Source organism: Streptomyces sp. NPDC043854 (assembly GCF_056436005.1).
The window spans coordinates 84,279-99,866 of the sequence record NZ_JBWKDK010000023.1 but is presented as its reverse complement, the minus strand read 5'-3'; the positions used below and the strand labels follow the sequence as shown (position 1 = coordinate 99,866).

The 15,588-nt window shown below is 71.1% G+C and carries 13 protein-coding genes; 11 read left to right on the top strand and 2 right to left on the bottom strand.

Annotation, left to right across the window (positions count from 1 at the left end; genetic code table 11):
* Window positions 1-41 precede the first annotated feature (41 nt).
* Window positions 42-485: an SRPBCC family protein gene (locus AC068A_RS21690; RefSeq protein WP_478587202.1), complete on the bottom strand. Its 444-nt coding sequence runs from the start codon at window positions 483-485 to the stop codon at window positions 42-44.
* A 515-nt stretch (window positions 486-1,000) separates the two neighbouring features.
* Between AC068A_RS21690 and AC068A_RS21685 the strand changes: the two genes are divergently transcribed.
* Both AC068A_RS21685 and AC068A_RS21680 read left to right on the top strand, forming a co-directional pair.
* Window positions 1,001-2,593 (top strand): alpha/beta hydrolase, encoded by a 1,593-nt coding sequence (locus tag AC068A_RS21685; protein WP_478587201.1) that lies wholly within the window; start codon window positions 1,001-1,003, stop codon window positions 2,591-2,593.
* A 129-nt stretch (window positions 2,594-2,722) separates the two neighbouring features.
* Window positions 2,723-3,139, top strand: a complete 417-nt coding sequence (locus AC068A_RS21680) for a RidA family protein (protein ID WP_478587199.1) — start codon at window positions 2,723-2,725, stop codon at window positions 3,137-3,139.
* Window positions 3,140-3,148: 9 nt separating this feature from the next.
* On the opposite strand, the gene AC068A_RS21675 is transcribed toward AC068A_RS21680, so the two are convergent.
* Window positions 3,149-3,736 carry a HEAT repeat domain-containing protein gene (locus AC068A_RS21675; protein ID WP_478587198.1) on the bottom strand — a complete coding sequence of 196 codons (588 nt, stop codon included), beginning with the start codon at window positions 3,734-3,736 and terminating at the stop codon, window positions 3,149-3,151.
* A 562-nt stretch (window positions 3,737-4,298) separates the two neighbouring features.
* On the opposite strand from AC068A_RS21675, the gene AC068A_RS21670 reads away from it, so the two are divergent.
* The 9 genes from AC068A_RS21670 to pssA all read left to right on the top strand — a co-directional run bounded on the left by AC068A_RS21670 (window position 4,299) and on the right by pssA (window position 15,507).
* A complete protein-coding gene (locus AC068A_RS21670; protein ID WP_478587196.1) occupies window positions 4,299-6,101 on the top strand; it encodes a 3-hydroxyacyl-CoA dehydrogenase family protein in 1,803 nt (600 codons plus the stop codon).
* Window positions 6,102-6,276: 175 nt separating this feature from the next.
* Window positions 6,277-7,101, top strand: a complete 825-nt coding sequence (locus tag AC068A_RS21665) for a TetR family transcriptional regulator (RefSeq protein ID WP_478587194.1) — start codon at window positions 6,277-6,279, stop codon at window positions 7,099-7,101.
* Window positions 7,102-7,622: 521 nt separating this feature from the next.
* Window positions 7,623-8,960: a crotonyl-CoA carboxylase/reductase gene (gene ccrA, locus AC068A_RS21660; RefSeq protein WP_478587192.1), complete on the top strand. Its 1,338-nt coding sequence runs from the start codon at window positions 7,623-7,625 to the stop codon at window positions 8,958-8,960.
* Between the two features lie 83 nt (window positions 8,961-9,043).
* Window positions 9,044-11,104 (top strand): protein meaA, encoded by a 2,061-nt coding sequence (locus AC068A_RS21655; RefSeq protein ID WP_478587190.1) that lies wholly within the window; start codon window positions 9,044-9,046, stop codon window positions 11,102-11,104.
* On the top strand, window positions 11,101-12,081 hold the full coding sequence (locus AC068A_RS21650) for an HpcH/HpaI aldolase/citrate lyase family protein (protein WP_478587188.1): 981 nt from the start codon (window positions 11,101-11,103) through the stop codon (window positions 12,079-12,081). The genes AC068A_RS21655 and AC068A_RS21650 overlap by 4 nt, the downstream gene beginning before the upstream one ends.
* A 15-nt stretch (window positions 12,082-12,096) precedes the next feature.
* A complete protein-coding gene (locus tag AC068A_RS21645) occupies window positions 12,097-12,609 on the top strand; it encodes a MaoC family dehydratase (protein ID WP_226727006.1) in 513 nt (170 codons plus the stop codon).
* 2 nt (window positions 12,610-12,611) lie between these two features.
* On the top strand, window positions 12,612-13,817 hold the full coding sequence (locus tag AC068A_RS21640) for an acyl-CoA dehydrogenase family protein (protein WP_360631410.1): 1,206 nt from the start codon (window positions 12,612-12,614) through the stop codon (window positions 13,815-13,817).
* Window positions 13,818-14,003: 186 nt separating this feature from the next.
* Window positions 14,004-14,660, top strand: a complete 657-nt coding sequence (locus tag AC068A_RS21635; RefSeq protein WP_403558325.1) for a phosphatidylserine decarboxylase — start codon at window positions 14,004-14,006, stop codon at window positions 14,658-14,660.
* On the top strand, window positions 14,647-15,507 hold the full coding sequence (pssA, locus tag AC068A_RS21630; protein WP_360631416.1) for a CDP-diacylglycerol--serine O-phosphatidyltransferase: 861 nt from the start codon (window positions 14,647-14,649) through the stop codon (window positions 15,505-15,507). Before AC068A_RS21635 ends, pssA begins: the two co-directional genes overlap by 14 nt.
* The last annotated feature ends 81 nt before the right edge of the window (window positions 15,508-15,588 follow it).

Sequence of the window (15,588 nt, the reverse complement as noted above, 5' to 3'; positions counted from 1 at the left end):
TGTGGTGAGGCCGTTCCCGGCCTCACCGGCCACCCTATGGCTCAGGCCTCGACTTCGCGGGCCAGGTTCTCCAGGACCGCGTCGTAGATCCGGCCGAGGCCCTTGGGGGCGAAGGTGCGCTCGAAGAAGCCGCCGATGCCGCCGGCGCCGTTCCAGACGGTGCTGACGACGGCCTTGGACCTGCCCTCGCCGGCCGGGGTGACGGTCCAGGTGGTGACCATGGAGGAGTTGCGGTCCTTCTCCACGAGCTGGCCGTCGGTGGGCTCGGTGACCTCCAGCAGGCAGTCGCGGACGCGCTTGCTGGTGGCCTGGAGCTTCCAGTGGACGAGGGTGCCCTCGCCGTCGCCGCCCTCGCGCACCTCGTACTCGCTGAAGTGCTCGGGCAGCAGCTTGCCCCGGGTGCCGGTGTAGTCCGCCAGCGCATCGAACACGGTGTCCGCGTCGGCGGCGATGATGCGCTCCGTGGTGGCCTCGACCTGCGCCATACCTGTTCCTCCAGCAGTTGTGTTGCCTCGTCGGCGGCAAGCCAACCACTTCGGGGGCGGCGTCCCAAAATCGGCCCCCGGGGGGCGGCGGACGTCACCTCTCCCGGCGCCCGGATCGGCCGCCTCCTCGCCGCGTCCGGGGCGACCTTCCGTGACACCCCCGGTACTCCATCTGCGGCCGGGGGCGCACGAGTGGTTCACCGCCCCCCGGGGCGGTATGCGCGGGTGTACGCGGGCGGGGCGTACGCGCCCGCCCGGTGCCGGGGCCGGACCGTCCGCCAAGTCCAGGAGCTCGCGGCGGAATTCGGCGGCGGCCCGGCCCGGCGGGGGGACGCCCGGACGATCGCCCGGTCGGAGCGGCCGGCCCGGCGCCCGCCCACCCTGCCGTGAGCGCCGGCGGCGCCTGAGCGGCCGTCACCCCGCCTCATCCCATCGGGCCAATCAGGGGCCCAATCCCGTTTTCCGGGCCGCGCTTCCGGGACGATTCCGCCCAGAACCCTCGGCTGGGAGGCCCCATGACCCGTCCCTTGAAGAAGCGCGCCACCGTCCTGCTGTCGATCGCCACCGCCACCGCCGCCGCGGTGGCCGGCCAGCTCGGGGCCGCGCCGGCCCCCGCGACCGCCGCCACCACGCCGGCCCCCGCATCCGCGGCGCCCGCCGCGCTGCGCTGGACCGGCTGCGCCACCAGCCGCTACCCGACGCTGCAGTGCGCCTCCCTCAAGGTCCCCCTCGACCACGCCCGGCCGTCCGGGCGCCAGATCACCCTGGCCCTGACCCGCGTCCCGCACACCGCCGCCAAGAGCCAGGGCCCGCTGCTGGTCAACCCCGGCGGCCCCGGCGGCAGCGGCCGGGGCCTCGCCCCGTACGTCGCCTCCGCCCTCCCGAAGGACGTGGCCGCCCAGTACGACGTGATCGGCTTTGACCCCCGCGGGGTCGGCGAGAGCGAGCCCGCCCTCGACTGCGCGACCGGCCACTTCACCCCCGTACGCCCCGACTCCGTGCCGTACGCGGGGCAGACCGAGCAGGCCAACCTGAAACGGGTGCAGGCCTTCGCCGAGGCCTGCCAGGCGAAGCACGCGGATGTGCTCCCGTACATCGACACCGTCTCGACCGCCCGCGACATCGAGGCGATCCGCACCGCCCTGGGCGCGCCGAAACTCAGCTACTTCGGCTACTCGTACGGCACCTACCTGGGCGCGGTGTACGCCAAGCTGCACCCGGACCGCGTGCACCGCATGGTCCTGGACTCCGTCGTCGACCCGGGCGGGGTCTGGTACGACGACAACCTCGCCCAGGACCGCGCCTTCGACGCCCGCCACAAGGCGTTCCTGGCCTGGGTGGCCGAGCACGACACCGCATACCGGCTCGGCACCGACCCGGCCGGGGTCGAACAGCGCTGGTACGCCATGCGCACGGCCCTGCGCGCGGAGCCGGCGGGCGGCAAGGTGGGCCCGGCGGAGCTGGAGGACACCTACATGCCGGGCGGCTACTACAACGGCTACTGGCCGAACCTGGCCGAGGCGTTCTCGGCGTACGCGGTGGACGGGAACGCCGAGCCGCTGGTGGCGGCGTACGAGCGGTTCGGCGCGGTGGAGCCCGCGGCGGGCAACGGGTACAGCGTGTACGCGGCGGTGCAGTGCCGGGACGCCGCCTGGCCGAAGGACTGGAACACCTGGCGGACCGACATGTGGCGCACGCACGCCGAAGCACCCTTCATGACCTGGAACAACGCCTGGTACAACGCCCCGTGCGCGTTCTGGAAGGCGGAGCCGCTCCAGGCGCCGGACGTGTCCAACGCCGACCTCCCGCCGGCGCTGCTGCTCCAGGCCACGCAGGACGCGGCGACGCCGCTCGGGGGCGCGCTGACCATGCGGGACAAGCTGAAGGGCTCGGCGCTGGTGGTGGAGGAGGGCGGCGGGAACCACGGGGTCTCGCTGAGCGGGAACACCTGCCTGGACGAGAAGGTGTCGGCGTACCTGCGCACGGGCCGGGCGGCGGACGCGACCTGCCCGGCGCAGCCGGACCCGAAGCCGGCGTCGGCCGGCAGCGCGGCGGCGCCCTCGGCGGGCGGCGCGGCCCTGCACGGGCTGCTGGGCTTCCGCAGCTGACCCGGCGTCCGGGGCGGGGACGCGGCGGGCCGCCGCCCCGCACCGCCCCCGGCCCGGGCCGGGCCGGGCGCGCCCCGGAAGCCGCCCCGGGTGGTCGTGCCGACGGCACCACCGGCATGATCATCCACCATGACCGACCACCAGATCACCCGCATCGCGGCGCCGGAGGGCGTCGCCCCCGGCACCGGCTACGCCCATGTCGTCATGGGGACCGGGACCTTCGTCGCCGTGTCCGGACAGTGCGCGTTCGACGAGAAGGGCGGCATCGTGGGGGCCGGCGACCCCGATGCGCAGGCCCGGCAGGTCTTCGAGAACCTGCGCCGGTGCCTGGCCGCCGCCGGGGCGGGCTTCGGCGACGTCGTGAAGCTGACCTACTTCGTCACGGACATGGCCCACCTCGACGCCCTGCGGGCCGCCCGCAACGAGGTGATCGCCCCGGACCGCCTCCCGGCCTCCTCGGCGGTCCAGGTCGCGGCCCTGGTCCACCCGGACCTCCTCATGGAGGTGGAGGCCTTCGCCGTGGTCCCGGGGCCCGCACACTCCTGACAGCCGCCGTCAGGGCAGTGCGCGCAGGGCCTGGGTGGCGGCCACCGCCAGGCGGGGATGGGCCTGGGCGCGGGTGAGGACCTCGCGGGCACGCGGGTCGGACAGTGCGCCCAAGCCCTCCACGCAGGCCAGGGCCACCCGCCAGTACGGGTCGTGCGGCGCGAGCCGCCGGGACAGGGTGCGGATCAGGGCCGGGGCGGACTCGGGGGCGCGGAGCGCCACCAGGAGGCGGACCGGCTGGAGGGCGTACGCCGTGCGCAGCTCGTTCGTGGCCAGGGCCGCGGCAGCACGCGCGGTGCGCGGGTCACCGAGCGCCGCCAGCGCCTCGGCGGCGGCCGCGCAGCGCGCCGGGTCGCGGTGGTTGAGCAGCAGGACCAGGGGTTCGAAGGCCCGGCGGTCGCCCGCGAGCCCCAGCCGGTACGCGGCCAGCTCGCGGGCCCACAGCGGCAGTCCGGCCGACATCAGGGAGGCCGCGAGCGCGTCCGGGTCCGCGTCGAGCAGTTCCCGGTAGCGGGGGGAGCCGTCCGCTTCGGCCCGCAGGCGTTCCAGTACGCCCTGTCCGCCCTGTCCGTCCCGTCCGTCCTGTCCGTCGCTCACGCGGCCCACCCTAGGGGCTGCCGGGGCGGCCCGTTCGGCGTTCTCCCGCATTGGCTGCCATCCCATGGCCAAGGCGACAAAGGGGACCTGACGGCACGACGGCCCGACCGGCCCCGATCCGAATCACCCCGGCCCGTCCCCTGCCGCCCGGGATGAGCATCCCGCCCGGGTGGGCGGCGTACGTCACACCGGCCGTCTCCTCCCGTGCTCTGGCCAAGGAGTTACCGACGAGTTAGTCTCGCTGCAACACGTACGAGGCCGGCCTGGTGACGCAGCCGCCTCGTGCAGTCGGTCCGGTACCCAGGTACCGCACAGCAGCACCGGTACCGCCAGGTACCGCTCGCAGCACGCGGCCGTCAGCCGTCCGCGGACTGCGCTTCACGTACGGCGTGGCCCCGGGACAGGGTCCGCCGCTCTCCGCCCCGCCCGATCACGGCGCTCCGTGCGGACATCTCCCGCTTCTCCTGTTTTCTTGCGCTTTTTCGTTCCTGCGTTCTTCCGGCCGTGCGTCGTGCGCCGCGCGCCACCCTCAGTCGTCACCCTCATCCACTGGAGTCCCGCGATGGACCTTCCGTCCACGTCCAGTCAGTCCACCCTCCAGACCATCGCCGTCGTCGGCCTCGGCACGATGGGCACCGGCATCGCCGAGGTCCTCGCCCGCGCCGGCCGCGAGGTCGTCGGCATCGACAGCAGCGAGAGCGCCATCCGCCGGGCCACCGCGTCCCTGGCGGCCGCCACGGCCCGTTCGGTGGCCCGCGGCCGCCTCACCGAGGAGGAGCGCGAAGGCGTGCTCGCCCGGCTGCGGACCTACACCGAGCTGGAGGCGGCCGCCGGCGCCGACCTCGTCATCGAGGTCGTCCCGGAGGACTACGAGCTCAAGCACCGGATCTTCACCGAGCTGGACGCGATCGTCCGCCCCGACGCGATCCTGGCCACCGGCACCAACGCCCTGTCGGTGACCCGGCTCGCCGCCGAGTCGCAGCGCCCCGAGCGCGTCCTCGGTCTGCACTTCTTCAACCCGGCGCCCGCGATGAAGCTCGTCGAGGTGGTCTCCAGCGTGCTGACCGCCCCGCCGGCCGTGGAGGCGGTCACCGCCCTCGCCCGCGAGCTGGGCAAGGAGCCGGTGTCGGTCGGCGACCGCCCCGGGTTCGTCGCGGACGGCCTGCTCTTCGGCTACCTCAACCAGGCCGCCGCCATGTACGAGTCGAAGTACGCCTCCCGCGAGGACATCGACGCGGCGATGCGGCTGGGCTGCGGTCTGCCCATGGGCCCGCTCGCCCTGCTCGACCTGATCGGCGTGGACACCGCGCGGACCGTCCTGGAGGCCATGTACGCCTCCTCCGGCGACCGGCTGCACGCCCCGGCCCCGATCCTGGGCCACCTGGCCGAGGCCGGCCTGACCGGGCAGAAGTCCGGGCGCGGCTTCTACACGTACGCGGAGCCGGGCAGCTCCGAGATCGTCCGCGACGCGCAGACCCCGCTGGAGGGGGCCCGGCTCGGCGACGGCCGCCCGGTCTCCTCGGTCGGCGTGGCCGGCTCGGGCACCATGGCGAGCGGTATCGCGCAAGTCTTCGCGCAGGCCGGCTACGCGGTGGTGCTGGCCGCCCGCAGCCAGGAGAAGGCCGAGGCGGCGAAGGCCGCCATCGGGAAGTCGCTGGGCCGCGCGGTGTCGAAGGGCCGGCTGACCGAGGAGGCGGCGGCCGGGACGCTGGCGCGGATCACCCCGGCCGGGTCGCTGGAGGCGTTCGCCGAGGTCGACCTGGCCGTGGAGGCCGTCGCGGAGGACCTGGCGGTCAAGCAGGAGCTGTTCGCGACCCTGGACAAGGTCTGCAAGCCGGGCGCGGTGCTCGCCACGACGACCTCCTCGCTGCCGGTGATCGCCTGCGCCCGCGCGACCTCGCGCCCGCAGGACGTGATCGGCATGCACTTCTTCAACCCGGCGCCGGCGATGAAGCTCGTCGAGGTGGTCCGGACCGTCCTGACCTCGGACGACGTGCACGCCACGGTCCGCGCGGTCTGCACGAAGGTGCGCAAGCACCCCGTCGACTGCGGCGACCGGGCCGGCTTCATCGTGAACGCGCTGCTCTTCCCGTACCTGAACAACGCGATCAAGATGGTGGAGCAGCACTACGCCGGCATCGACGACATCGACGCGGCGATGAAGCTGGGCGGCGGCTACCCGATGGGCCCGTTCGAGCTGCTCGACGTGGTCGGCCTGGACGTCTCCCTGGCCATCGAGAAGGTCCTCCACAAGGAGTTCCGCGAGCCCGGCCTGGCCCCCTCCCCGCTGCTGGAGCACCTGGTGGCGGCGGGCTGCCTGGGCCGCAAGACCGGCCGCGGATTCCGTGAGTACGCCCGCCGGTAAGCCGAGCCCGGCCCACGGGGCCCCCGATCCGGATGCGTGGGGAGGGCTGCTCGGGTCTGCCGCACCCTCACGGCGGACCGTTCCCTCCGAGCCCAGTGCGGGCCCTCCCCCGCATCCACCCCCGTACCGCCCCCCTCAGGCGCGCGCCCCGGCGCGAATGAAGTACTTTCGCTCTATGTCCCAGCCCGCCAAGACCTCACCCCGCGCCACAGCGGCCTCCGACAGTCCGGAGAGCGCGGCCGGCAGCAAGGCGGCCGCGCAGCGGCTGAAAATGCGCCGCGAGCTCGCCGCCGCCGCGATGGAGCTGTTCGCGACCAAGGGGTACGAGGCCACGACGGTCGACGAGATCGCCGCGGCCGCGGGGGTGGCGCGGCGGACCTTCTTCCGCCACTTCCGGTCCAAGGAAGAGGCGATCTTCCCGGACCACGACGACACGCTGACCCGCGCCGAGGCCGTGCTGGACGTGGCCCCGGCGCACGAGCACCCGCTCGACACGGTGTGCCGCGGGATCAAGGAAGTCATGAAGATGTACGCCGCCTCCCCGGCGGTGTCGGTGGAGCGCTACCGGCTGACCCGGGAGGTGCCGGCGCTGCGGGAGCGGGAGATCGCCTCGGTGGCCCGGTACGAGCGGCTCTTCACCCGCTACCTGCTGGCCCACTTCGACGAGACCGAGCCCCACGACGGCAACGACGACCCGCTGCTGGCCGAGGTGGCCGCGTCGGCGGTGGTGACGGCCCACAACCACGTGCTGCGGCGCTGGCTGCGGTCGGGCGGCCAGGGGGACGTGGAGGCGCAGCTGGACCACGCCTTCGCCATCGTCCGCAAGACCTTCGGCACGGGGATCGGCGCCGGACGGGCCCTGAGCTCCGCTCCCGCCCCGGCGGCGGCTCCGGCGGCCGCGGTCCGCGCGCAGGACGAGGTGCTGGTGGCGGTGGCGCGGACGGACGCACCGCTGGAAGAGGTCATGCGGACCATCGAAGAGGCGCTGCGCAACACGTAGCGAGCAACACCTGGCGCGCAACGCCTGGCGCGCAAGACCCGGCCGGCCCTACCCGGCCAGTCGAGTTCGGCGTCCAGAGCGACGCGGAGAACCACGCGAAGCGACGCTCGTCACAGCGGCCGCTCCCTTCCCGGGAGCGGCCGCTTCTCTTTGTCCGAGTTGCCCCTACTCACCGGTAACTCTGATCGATCATCGCTCATCTGCGCAGGTCAATCGGCAAATGAGAGAAAGTTTTGGCACGCGGTGCCTTGCTGAGTGACACGGGGTGCCATACGTTGAATCCCGTCCGGATGTCCCCGCGGTCCACGCCCACTCGGCACGGAACGCGCCCCGGACGCCTGCGTCACCAGGCACCCGCGCGCCGCACCACAGGCGCCGCTCCCGCACCACCGCTCCGCCGGACCGACGGCACCACAGCACCGCCCCACGTATCCGAACGCACTCCGCGCACCCCTCAGGCGCACCCTCATCCCGTGCTCTCCCCCCGGCTCCGCCCGGGAGGTCCCCCAGGAGGCAACACCGTGAAGGACATCCTGGACGCCATCCAGTCCCAGGCCGCCACCACCGCCGACTTCGCGGCCCTGCCGCTCCCCGACTCGTACCGCGCGATCACCGTGCACAAGGACGAGACGGAGATGTTCGCCGGGCTCCCGTCCCGCGAGAAGGACCCGCGCAAGTCCCTCCACCTCGACCAGGTCCCGGTGCCGGAACTCGGCCCCGGCGAGGCCCTGGTGGCCGTCATGGCCTCCTCGGTCAACTACAACTCCGTGTGGACCTCGATCTTCGAGCCGCTGTCCACCTTCGGCTTCCTCGAGCGCTACGGCCGGCTCAGCGAGCTCACCAAGCGCCACGACCTGCCGTACCACATCATCGGCTCCGACCTCGCGGGCGTCGTCCTGCGCACCGGTCCGGGCGTCAACTCCTGGAAGCCGGGCGACGAGGTCGTCGCGCACTGCCTCTCCGTCGAGCTGGAGTCCTCCGACGGCCACAACGACACGATGCTCGACCCCGAGCAGCGGATCTGGGGCTTCGAGACCAACTTCGGCGGCCTCGCCGAGATCGCGCTCGTCAAGTCCAACCAGCTGATGCCGAAGCCGGCCCACCTGAGCTGGGAGGAGGCCGCCTCCCCGGGCCTGGTCAACTCCACTGCCTACCGCCAGCTGGTCTCCCGCAACGGCGCCGGCATGAAGCAGGGCGACAACGTCCTGATCTGGGGCGCGAGCGGCGGCCTCGGCTCGTACGCCACCCAGTTCGCCCTCGCCGGCGGCGCCAACCCGATCTGCGTGGTCTCCTCCCCCGAGAAGGCCGACATCTGCCGGAGGATGGGCGCTGAGGCGGTCATCGACCGCAACGCCGAGGGCTACAAGTTCTGGAAGGACGAGCACACCCAGGACCCGCGGGAGTGGAAGCGCTTCGGTGCGAAGATCCGCGAGCTGACCGGCGGCGAGGACGTGGACATCGTCTTCGAGCACCCGGGCCGCGAGACCTTCGGCGCCTCCGTCTACGTCACCCGCAAGGGCGGCACGATCGTCACCTGCGCCTCCACCTCGGGCTACAACCACGAGTACGACAACCGCTACCTGTGGATGTCGCTGAAGCGGATCATCGGCTCGCACTTCGCCAACTACCGCGAGGCGTGGGAGGCCAACCGCCTCATCGCCAAGGGCAAGATCCACCCCACCCTGTCGAAGGTCTACTCCCTCGAGGAGACCGGCCAGGCCGCGTACGACGTCCACCGCAACCTGCACCAGGGCAAGGTCGGCGTGCTCTGCCTCGCCCCCGAGGAGGGCCTGGGCGTCCGCGACCAGGAGATGCGCGACAAGCACATCGACGCCATCAACCTGTTCCGCAACGTGTAGCGGAGCGGACCCATCCAGCCAGCCGCACCATCTGACACCTGAACCGTCGTCGGACCGATCAAGGGCCAAAGGGACAGCCTGAGATGACAGAGCGCCAGAAAGACCGTCCGTGGCTCATGCGGACATACGCCGGCCACTCCACGGCCGAGGCGTCCAACGAGCTCTACCGCCGCAACCTCGCCAAGGGCCAGACCGGCCTGTCGGTCGCCTTCGACCTGCCGACCCAGACCGGCTACGACCCCGACCACATCCTCGCCCGCGGCGAGGTCGGCCGGGTCGGGGTCCCGGTCTCCCACCTCGGCGACATGCGGCGGCTGTTCCAGGACATCCCCCTGGAGCAGATGAACACCTCGATGACGATCAACGCCACCGCCATGTGGCTGCTGGCGCTCTACCAGGTGGCCGCCGAGGAGCAGGGAGCGGACGTCTCCAAGCTCCAGGGCACCACCCAGAACGACATCGTCAAGGAGTACCTCTCGCGCGGGACGCACGTCTTCCCGCCCGGGCCCTCGCTCCGCCTGACGACCGACATGATCGCGTACACGGTCAACCACATCCCGAAGTGGAACCCGATCAACATCTGCAGCTACCACCTGCAGGAGGCGGGAGCCACCCCGGTCCAGGAGATCAGCTACGCCATGGCCACCGCCATCGCCGTGCTGGACTCGGTGCGCGACTCGGGCCAGGTGCCCGAGGACCGGTTCGGCGAGGTGGTCGCCCGTATCTCCTTCTTCGTGAACGCGGGTGTCCGCTTCATCGAGGAGATGTGCAAGATGCGCGCCTTCGGCCGCATCTGGGACCGGATCACCCGCGAGCGGTACGGCATCGAGGACCCCAAGCAGCGCCGCTTCCGCTACGGCGTCCAGGTCAACTCGCTCGGCCTGACCGAGGCCCAGCCGGAGAACAACGTCCAGCGCATCGTCCTCGAGATGCTGGCCGTCACCCTCTCCAAGGACGCCCGCGCCCGCGCCGTGCAGCTGCCCGCCTGGAACGAGGCCCTGGGCCTCCCCCGGCCCTGGGACCAGCAGTGGTCGCTGCGCATCCAGCAGGTCCTCGCCCACGAGAGCGACCTGCTCGAGTACGACGACATCTTCGCCGGCTCGCACGTCATCGAGGCCAAGGTCGACTCGCTGGTGGCCGACTGCCTCGCCGAGATCGACCGGATCCAGGAGATGGGCGGCGCCATGGCCGCCGTCGAGTCCGGCTACCTCAAGTCCCAGCTGGTCGCCTCGCACGCCGAGCGCCGCGCCCGGATCGAGACCGGCGAGGACAAGATCGTCGGTGTGAACTGCTTCGAGCAGACCGAGCCCAACCCGCTCACCGCCGACCTGGACACCGCGATCATGACGGTGGACGGGGCGGTGGAGGACACCATCGTCGAGCGGATCGTGCGCTGGCGCGCCGAGCGGCAGGAGTCCTCGGACCGGCAGGGCGGCGGCGACCCGTTCGTCTTCCCCACCGCCGGGCAGGCCCTGGACCGGCTGAAGGAGGCCGCCGCCGGGACCGAGAACCTGATGGAGGCCACCCTGGAGTGCGCCCGGGCCGGCGTCACCACGGGCGAGTGGGCGAACGCCCTGCGCGAGGTGTTCGGCGAGTTCCGGGCGCCGACCGGGGTCTCCTCCGCGCCGGTGGCCGTCGCCGCCGAGGAGGGCACGCCGCTGGCCCTCGTCCGCGAGAAGGTCAGCCGGACGGCGGAGGACCTCGGCAGCGGCCGGCTGCGCCTGCTGGTCGGCAAACCCGGCCTGGACGGGCACTCCAACGGCGCCGAGCAGATCGCCGTCCGGGCCCGCGACGCCGGCTTCGAGGTGGTCTACCAGGGCATCCGGCTCACCCCGGAGGAAATCTCCACCGCAGCCCTGGCCGAGGACGTGCACTGCGTGGGCCTGTCCATCCTGTCCGGCTCGCACAGCGCGCTCGTCCCGGAGGTGCTGGAGCGGCTGCGCACGGCGGGGGCGGGTGACATACCCGTCGTCCTGGGCGGCATCATTCCCCAGGCCGACGCCGCAGAACTGAAGGCGGTCGGCGTCGCCGCCGTGTTCACCCCCAAAGACTTCGGCATCACGGAGATCATCGGCCGTATCGTCGACGAGATCCGGAAAGCGAACAAGCTCGCCCCCCTCATCAGCACGGAGGTCCTCGCATGACCACGCCCACGTCCCCGTCCCCGGTGAACCGGCTGCGGCCGCGCCGCTCCTGCCTCGCCGTCCCGGGTTCGAACCCGCGCTTCCTGGAGAAGGCCCAGGGCCTGCCCGCGGACCAGGTCTTCCTGGACCTGGAGGACGCCTGCGCCCCGCTCGCCAAGCCCGAGGCCCGCCACACCATCGTCAAGTTCCTGAACGAGGGCGACTGGACCGGCAAGACCCGCGTGGTGCGGGTGAACGACTGGACCACCCACTGGACCTACCGCGACGTGGTCACCGTGGTCGAGGGCGCCGGCCAGAACCTGGACTGCATCATGCTGCCCAAGGTGCAGAACGCCGAGCAGGTCGTGGCGCTCGACCTCCTGCTGACCCAGATCGAGAAGACCATGGGCTTCGAGGTCGGCAAGATCGGCATCGAGGCGCAGATCGAGAACGCCCAGGGCCTGAACAACGTCAACGCGATCGCGCAGGCCTCCCCGCGCGTCGAGACGATCATCTTCGGCCCGGCCGACTTCATGGCCTCCATCAATATGAAGTCGCTGGTCGTGGGGGAGCAGCCGCCCGGCTACCCGGCGGACGCCTACCACTACATCCTGATGAAGATCCTGATGGCGGCGCGCGCCAACAACCTCCAGGCGATCGACGGCCCCTACCTCCAGATCAAGAACGTGGACGGGTACCGCGAGGTCGCCGGCCGTGCCGCGGCGCTGGGCTTCGACGGCAAGTGGGTGCTGCACCCGGGCCAGGTCGAGGCGGCCAACGAGGTCTTCTCCCCCTCCCAGGCGGACTACGACCACGCCGAGCTGATCCTGGACGCGTACGAGTGGTGCACGTCCGAGGCGGGCGGCAAGAAGGGCTCGGCGATGCTCGGCGACGAGATGATCGACGAGGCGAGCCGCAAGATGGCCCTGGTCATCGCGGGCAAGGGCCGGGCCGCCGGCATGCAGCGCACGTCCAAGTTCGAGATCCCCGGCAACTAGAAAGGCCCTGACCCCATGCAGTTCGGACGCACGTACGAAGAGTTCGAGGTCGGGGCGGTCTACAAGCACTGGCCCGGGAAGACGGTCACGGAGTACGACGACCACCTCTTCTGCCTCCTCACCATGAACCACCACCCGCTCCACATGGACACGAACTACGCCGAGAAGACGACGGACTTCGGCAAGAACGTGGTCGTGGGCAACTACATCTACTCGCTGCTGCTCGGCATGTCCGTGCCGGACGTGTCCGGCAAGGCCATCGCCAACCTGGAGATCGAGTCCCTGCGGCACGTCGCCCCGACCTTCCACGGCGACACGATCTACGGCGAGACCACGGTCCTGGACAAGACCCCCTCGAAGTCGAAGAGCGACCGCGGGATCGTCTACGTCGAGACCAAGGGCTACAAGCAGGACGGCACCCTCGTCTGCGTCTTCCGGCGCAAGGTGATGGTCCCGACCGAGACGTACATCAAGGAGCGCGGCGGCGAGCAGCCCGGCCGGCCCGAGCTGAAGGAACAGGGGAAGTAGCCATGGCACGACTCGCCCAGACCGCCGGGCTGACCGACGTCCAGCAGGAGATCCTCAAGACCGTCCGCGAGTTCGTGGACAAGGAGATCATCCCGGTCGCGACCGAGCTGGAGCACCGCGACGAGTACCCGCAGCAGATCGTGGACGGGCTCAAGGAGCTCGGCCTGTTCGGGCTGATGATCCCGGAGGAGTACGGCGGTCTCGGTGAGTCGCTGCTCACCTACGCGCTGTGCGTGGAGGAGATAGCGCGCGGCTGGATGTCCGTCTCGGGCATCATCAACACGCACTTCATCGTCGCGTACATGCTCAAGCAGCACGGCACGCAGGAGCAGAAGGACCACTTCCTGCCGCGCATGGCGCTGGGCGAGGTCCGCGGCGCGTTCTCGATGTCCGAGCCGGGGCTGGGCTCCGATGTGTCGGCCATCACGTCCAAGGCGGTCAAGGAGGGCGACGAGTACGTCCTGAACGGCCAGAAGATGTGGCTGACGAACGGCGGCACCTCGACGCTGGTGGCCGTGCTGTGCCGGAGTGACGAAGGACACCCGGAGGGCACGGCGCCGCACAAGTCGATGACGACCTTCCTGGTGGAGAAGGAGCCCGGCTTCGGCGAGGTCCGGCCGGGCCTGACCATCCCGGGCAAGATCGACAAGATGGGCTACAAGGGCGTCGACACGACCGAGCTCATCATGGACGGACTGCGCATTCCGGCCAATCGGGTCCTGGGCGGGGTCACCGGCCGAGGGTTTTACCAAATGATGGACGGCGTCGAGGTCGGCCGGGTCAACGTGGCGGCGCGTGGCTGCGGCGTCGCGCAGCGCGCCTTCGAGCTGGGCGTCTCGTATGCCCAGCAACGTCATACTTTCGGCAAGCCGATCGCCCAGCACCAGGCGATCCAGTTCAAGCTGGCCGAGATGGCTACCAAGGTCGAGGCCGCTCATGCCATGATGGTCAACGCAGCTCGCAAAAAGGACTCCGGGGAACGAAACGACCTCGAAGCAGGGATGGCGAAATACCTCGCCTCCGAGTACTGCAAGGAGGTGGTGGAGGACGCGTTCCGCATCCACGGCGGCTACGGCTTCTCGAAGGAGTACGAGATCGAGCGCCTCTACCGCGAGGCTCCGATGCTGCTGATCGGTGAAGGTACTGCCGAGATCCAGAAAATGATCATTGGGCGACGCCTGCTCGAGGAGTACCGACTCCAGGGCTGAAAGTCCCTTTTGCGGCGAATCCTCCGAGGGTTCGCCGCAAAAGAATCACTTGCAGTGACTGGCTGACGGGCATCGACTCGGCTTCTGGCTTGCCCAGTTGTCGCGCGCAACCGATAGCATTCCAGAAAAGCCGCCGTCCCGTCCCCCTGTTTGCGGCGCGGCAATCCACCGCTACGAAGGTCATCCATGCCCCACAGCCAAACCTCTGCACCTCGCGACAGCCTCCTGGGCGTACGCCTCGCGCGCGGAGCATCGCCGTGGCTCCTGCCGACCGTCGCCACCGCGGCGCTCAGCCTCGCCCGGGCCCGCAAGTCCGGACGCTGGGCCGCCGCGGCCGTGCCCGCCACCGCGCTCGCCGCGGGCATGCTGTGGTTCTTCCGCGACCCCGAGCGTGAGATCGCCCAGGGCCGCGTCATCTCGCCCGCCGACGGTGTGGTGCAGAGCATCATGCCGTGGAAGGACGGGCGGACCCGCGTCGCGATCTTCATGAGCCCGCTGAACGTCCACGTCAACCGTGCGCCCCTCGCGGGCACGATCACGTCCGTGGAGCACATCCCCGGCGGGTTCGTCCCGGCGTTCAACAAGGAGAGCGAGAACAACGAGCGCGTCGTCTGGCACTTCGACACCGAGCTCGGCGACATCGAGATGGTGCAGATCGCGGGTGCGGTCGCGCGCCGCATCGTCCCCTACCTGCCGGCCGGAACCAAGGTGGAGCAGGGCGAACGCATCGGTCTGATCCGCTTCGGCTCCCGCGTCGACATCTACCTCCCCGAGGGCGTCGAGGTCGCGGTCGAGGTCGGTCAGGCCACCACCGCGGGGGTGACCCGAATTGACCGTGACTGACCCTGAGACTCCTGCCGCGGGCTGGGTGCCCGAGGCCGCCGAGGAGGAGGCCGCCGAAGACGACATGCCGCTCTCGCTGCGGCTGTCGATAGCGGACACCCTCACCCTCGGCAACGCGACCTGCGGATTCATGGCGGTGTACTTCACCACCACCGGAATCCTCATCCCGCACCTCACCGGCAGCGGCGAGTCCGGCATGGCCCGGCACAGCGCGGCGACCGCGGTGATACTGATGCTGCTCGCGGCGGTCTTCGACCTCTTCGACGGCATCGTCGCCCGCAAGCTGCGCAGCTCCCCCATGGGCGCCGAGCTGGACAACCTGTCCGACCTGATCAGCTTCGGCCTCGCGCCGGCGTACTTCGTGCTGGTCTACGGCATGGTCGCCGACGACGCCCACCAGAAGGTGTCGGCGCTCGCGGCGATCGTCGTGCTGCTGGCCGTGGTGCTGCGGCTCGCGAGGTTCAGCTGCGTGACGATGAAGGACGGCATGTTCCAGGGCATGCCGAGCCCCTTCGGCGCGCTCACGGTCGTCTCGGTCGTACTGCTGGAGCTGCCCTTCGTCCCGACGCTGCTGGCGATCATCGGCGTCGCGTGGCTGATGGTGAGCCGGGTCGAGTACCCGAAGCCGCGGGGGGTCCTCGCGGTGGCGATGCTCAGCTGGATCATCTCGGCCATGGGCCTGCTGGCGGCGTGGGCGTTCGACGCCCCCGGCGGCCAGCTGCTCCTCCAGACCGGCTGCGCCCTCCAGATCGCGCTCGCGGCCACCATCCCGCTGTTCGCGACCACCCGCCGGGCGAACACGTTCCGCCACAACCGGCGCGAGGCGCGGGCTGCCCAGCTGCCATAGCGCTGCGCCGGCTGTACCCGTACGAAGGCCCCCGAGCCACCTGGCTCGGGGGCCTTCGCGCTACCCGGCCCGGCGACCCCG

Bases quoted from the DNA above. Each gene is read 5' to 3' on its own strand.
- AC068A_RS21645 (WP_226727006.1), top strand. From the start codon at position 12,097: ATGCAGTTCGGACGCACGTACGAAGAGTTCGAGGTCGGGGCGGTCTAC.
- AC068A_RS21670 (WP_478587196.1), top strand. From the start codon at position 4,299: ATGGACCTTCCGTCCACGTCCAGTCAGTCCACCCTCCAGACCATCGCC.
- AC068A_RS21680 (WP_478587199.1), top strand. From the start codon at position 2,723: ATGACCGACCACCAGATCACCCGCATCGCGGCGCCGGAGGGCGTCGCC.
- AC068A_RS21685 (WP_478587201.1), top strand. From the start codon at position 1,001: ATGACCCGTCCCTTGAAGAAGCGCGCCACCGTCCTGCTGTCGATCGCC.
- AC068A_RS21655 (WP_478587190.1), top strand. From the start codon at position 9,044: ATGACAGAGCGCCAGAAAGACCGTCCGTGGCTCATGCGGACATACGCC.
- AC068A_RS21635 (WP_403558325.1), top strand. From the start codon at position 14,004: ATGCCCCACAGCCAAACCTCTGCACCTCGCGACAGCCTCCTGGGCGTA.
- AC068A_RS21650 (WP_478587188.1), top strand. From the start codon at position 11,101: ATGACCACGCCCACGTCCCCGTCCCCGGTGAACCGGCTGCGGCCGCGC.
- AC068A_RS21640 (WP_360631410.1), top strand. From the start codon at position 12,612: ATGGCACGACTCGCCCAGACCGCCGGGCTGACCGACGTCCAGCAGGAG.
- AC068A_RS21690 (WP_478587202.1), bottom strand. From the start codon at position 485: ATGGCGCAGGTCGAGGCCACCACGGAGCGCATCATCGCCGCCGACGCG.
- AC068A_RS21665 (WP_478587194.1), top strand. From the start codon at position 6,277: ATGTCCCAGCCCGCCAAGACCTCACCCCGCGCCACAGCGGCCTCCGAC.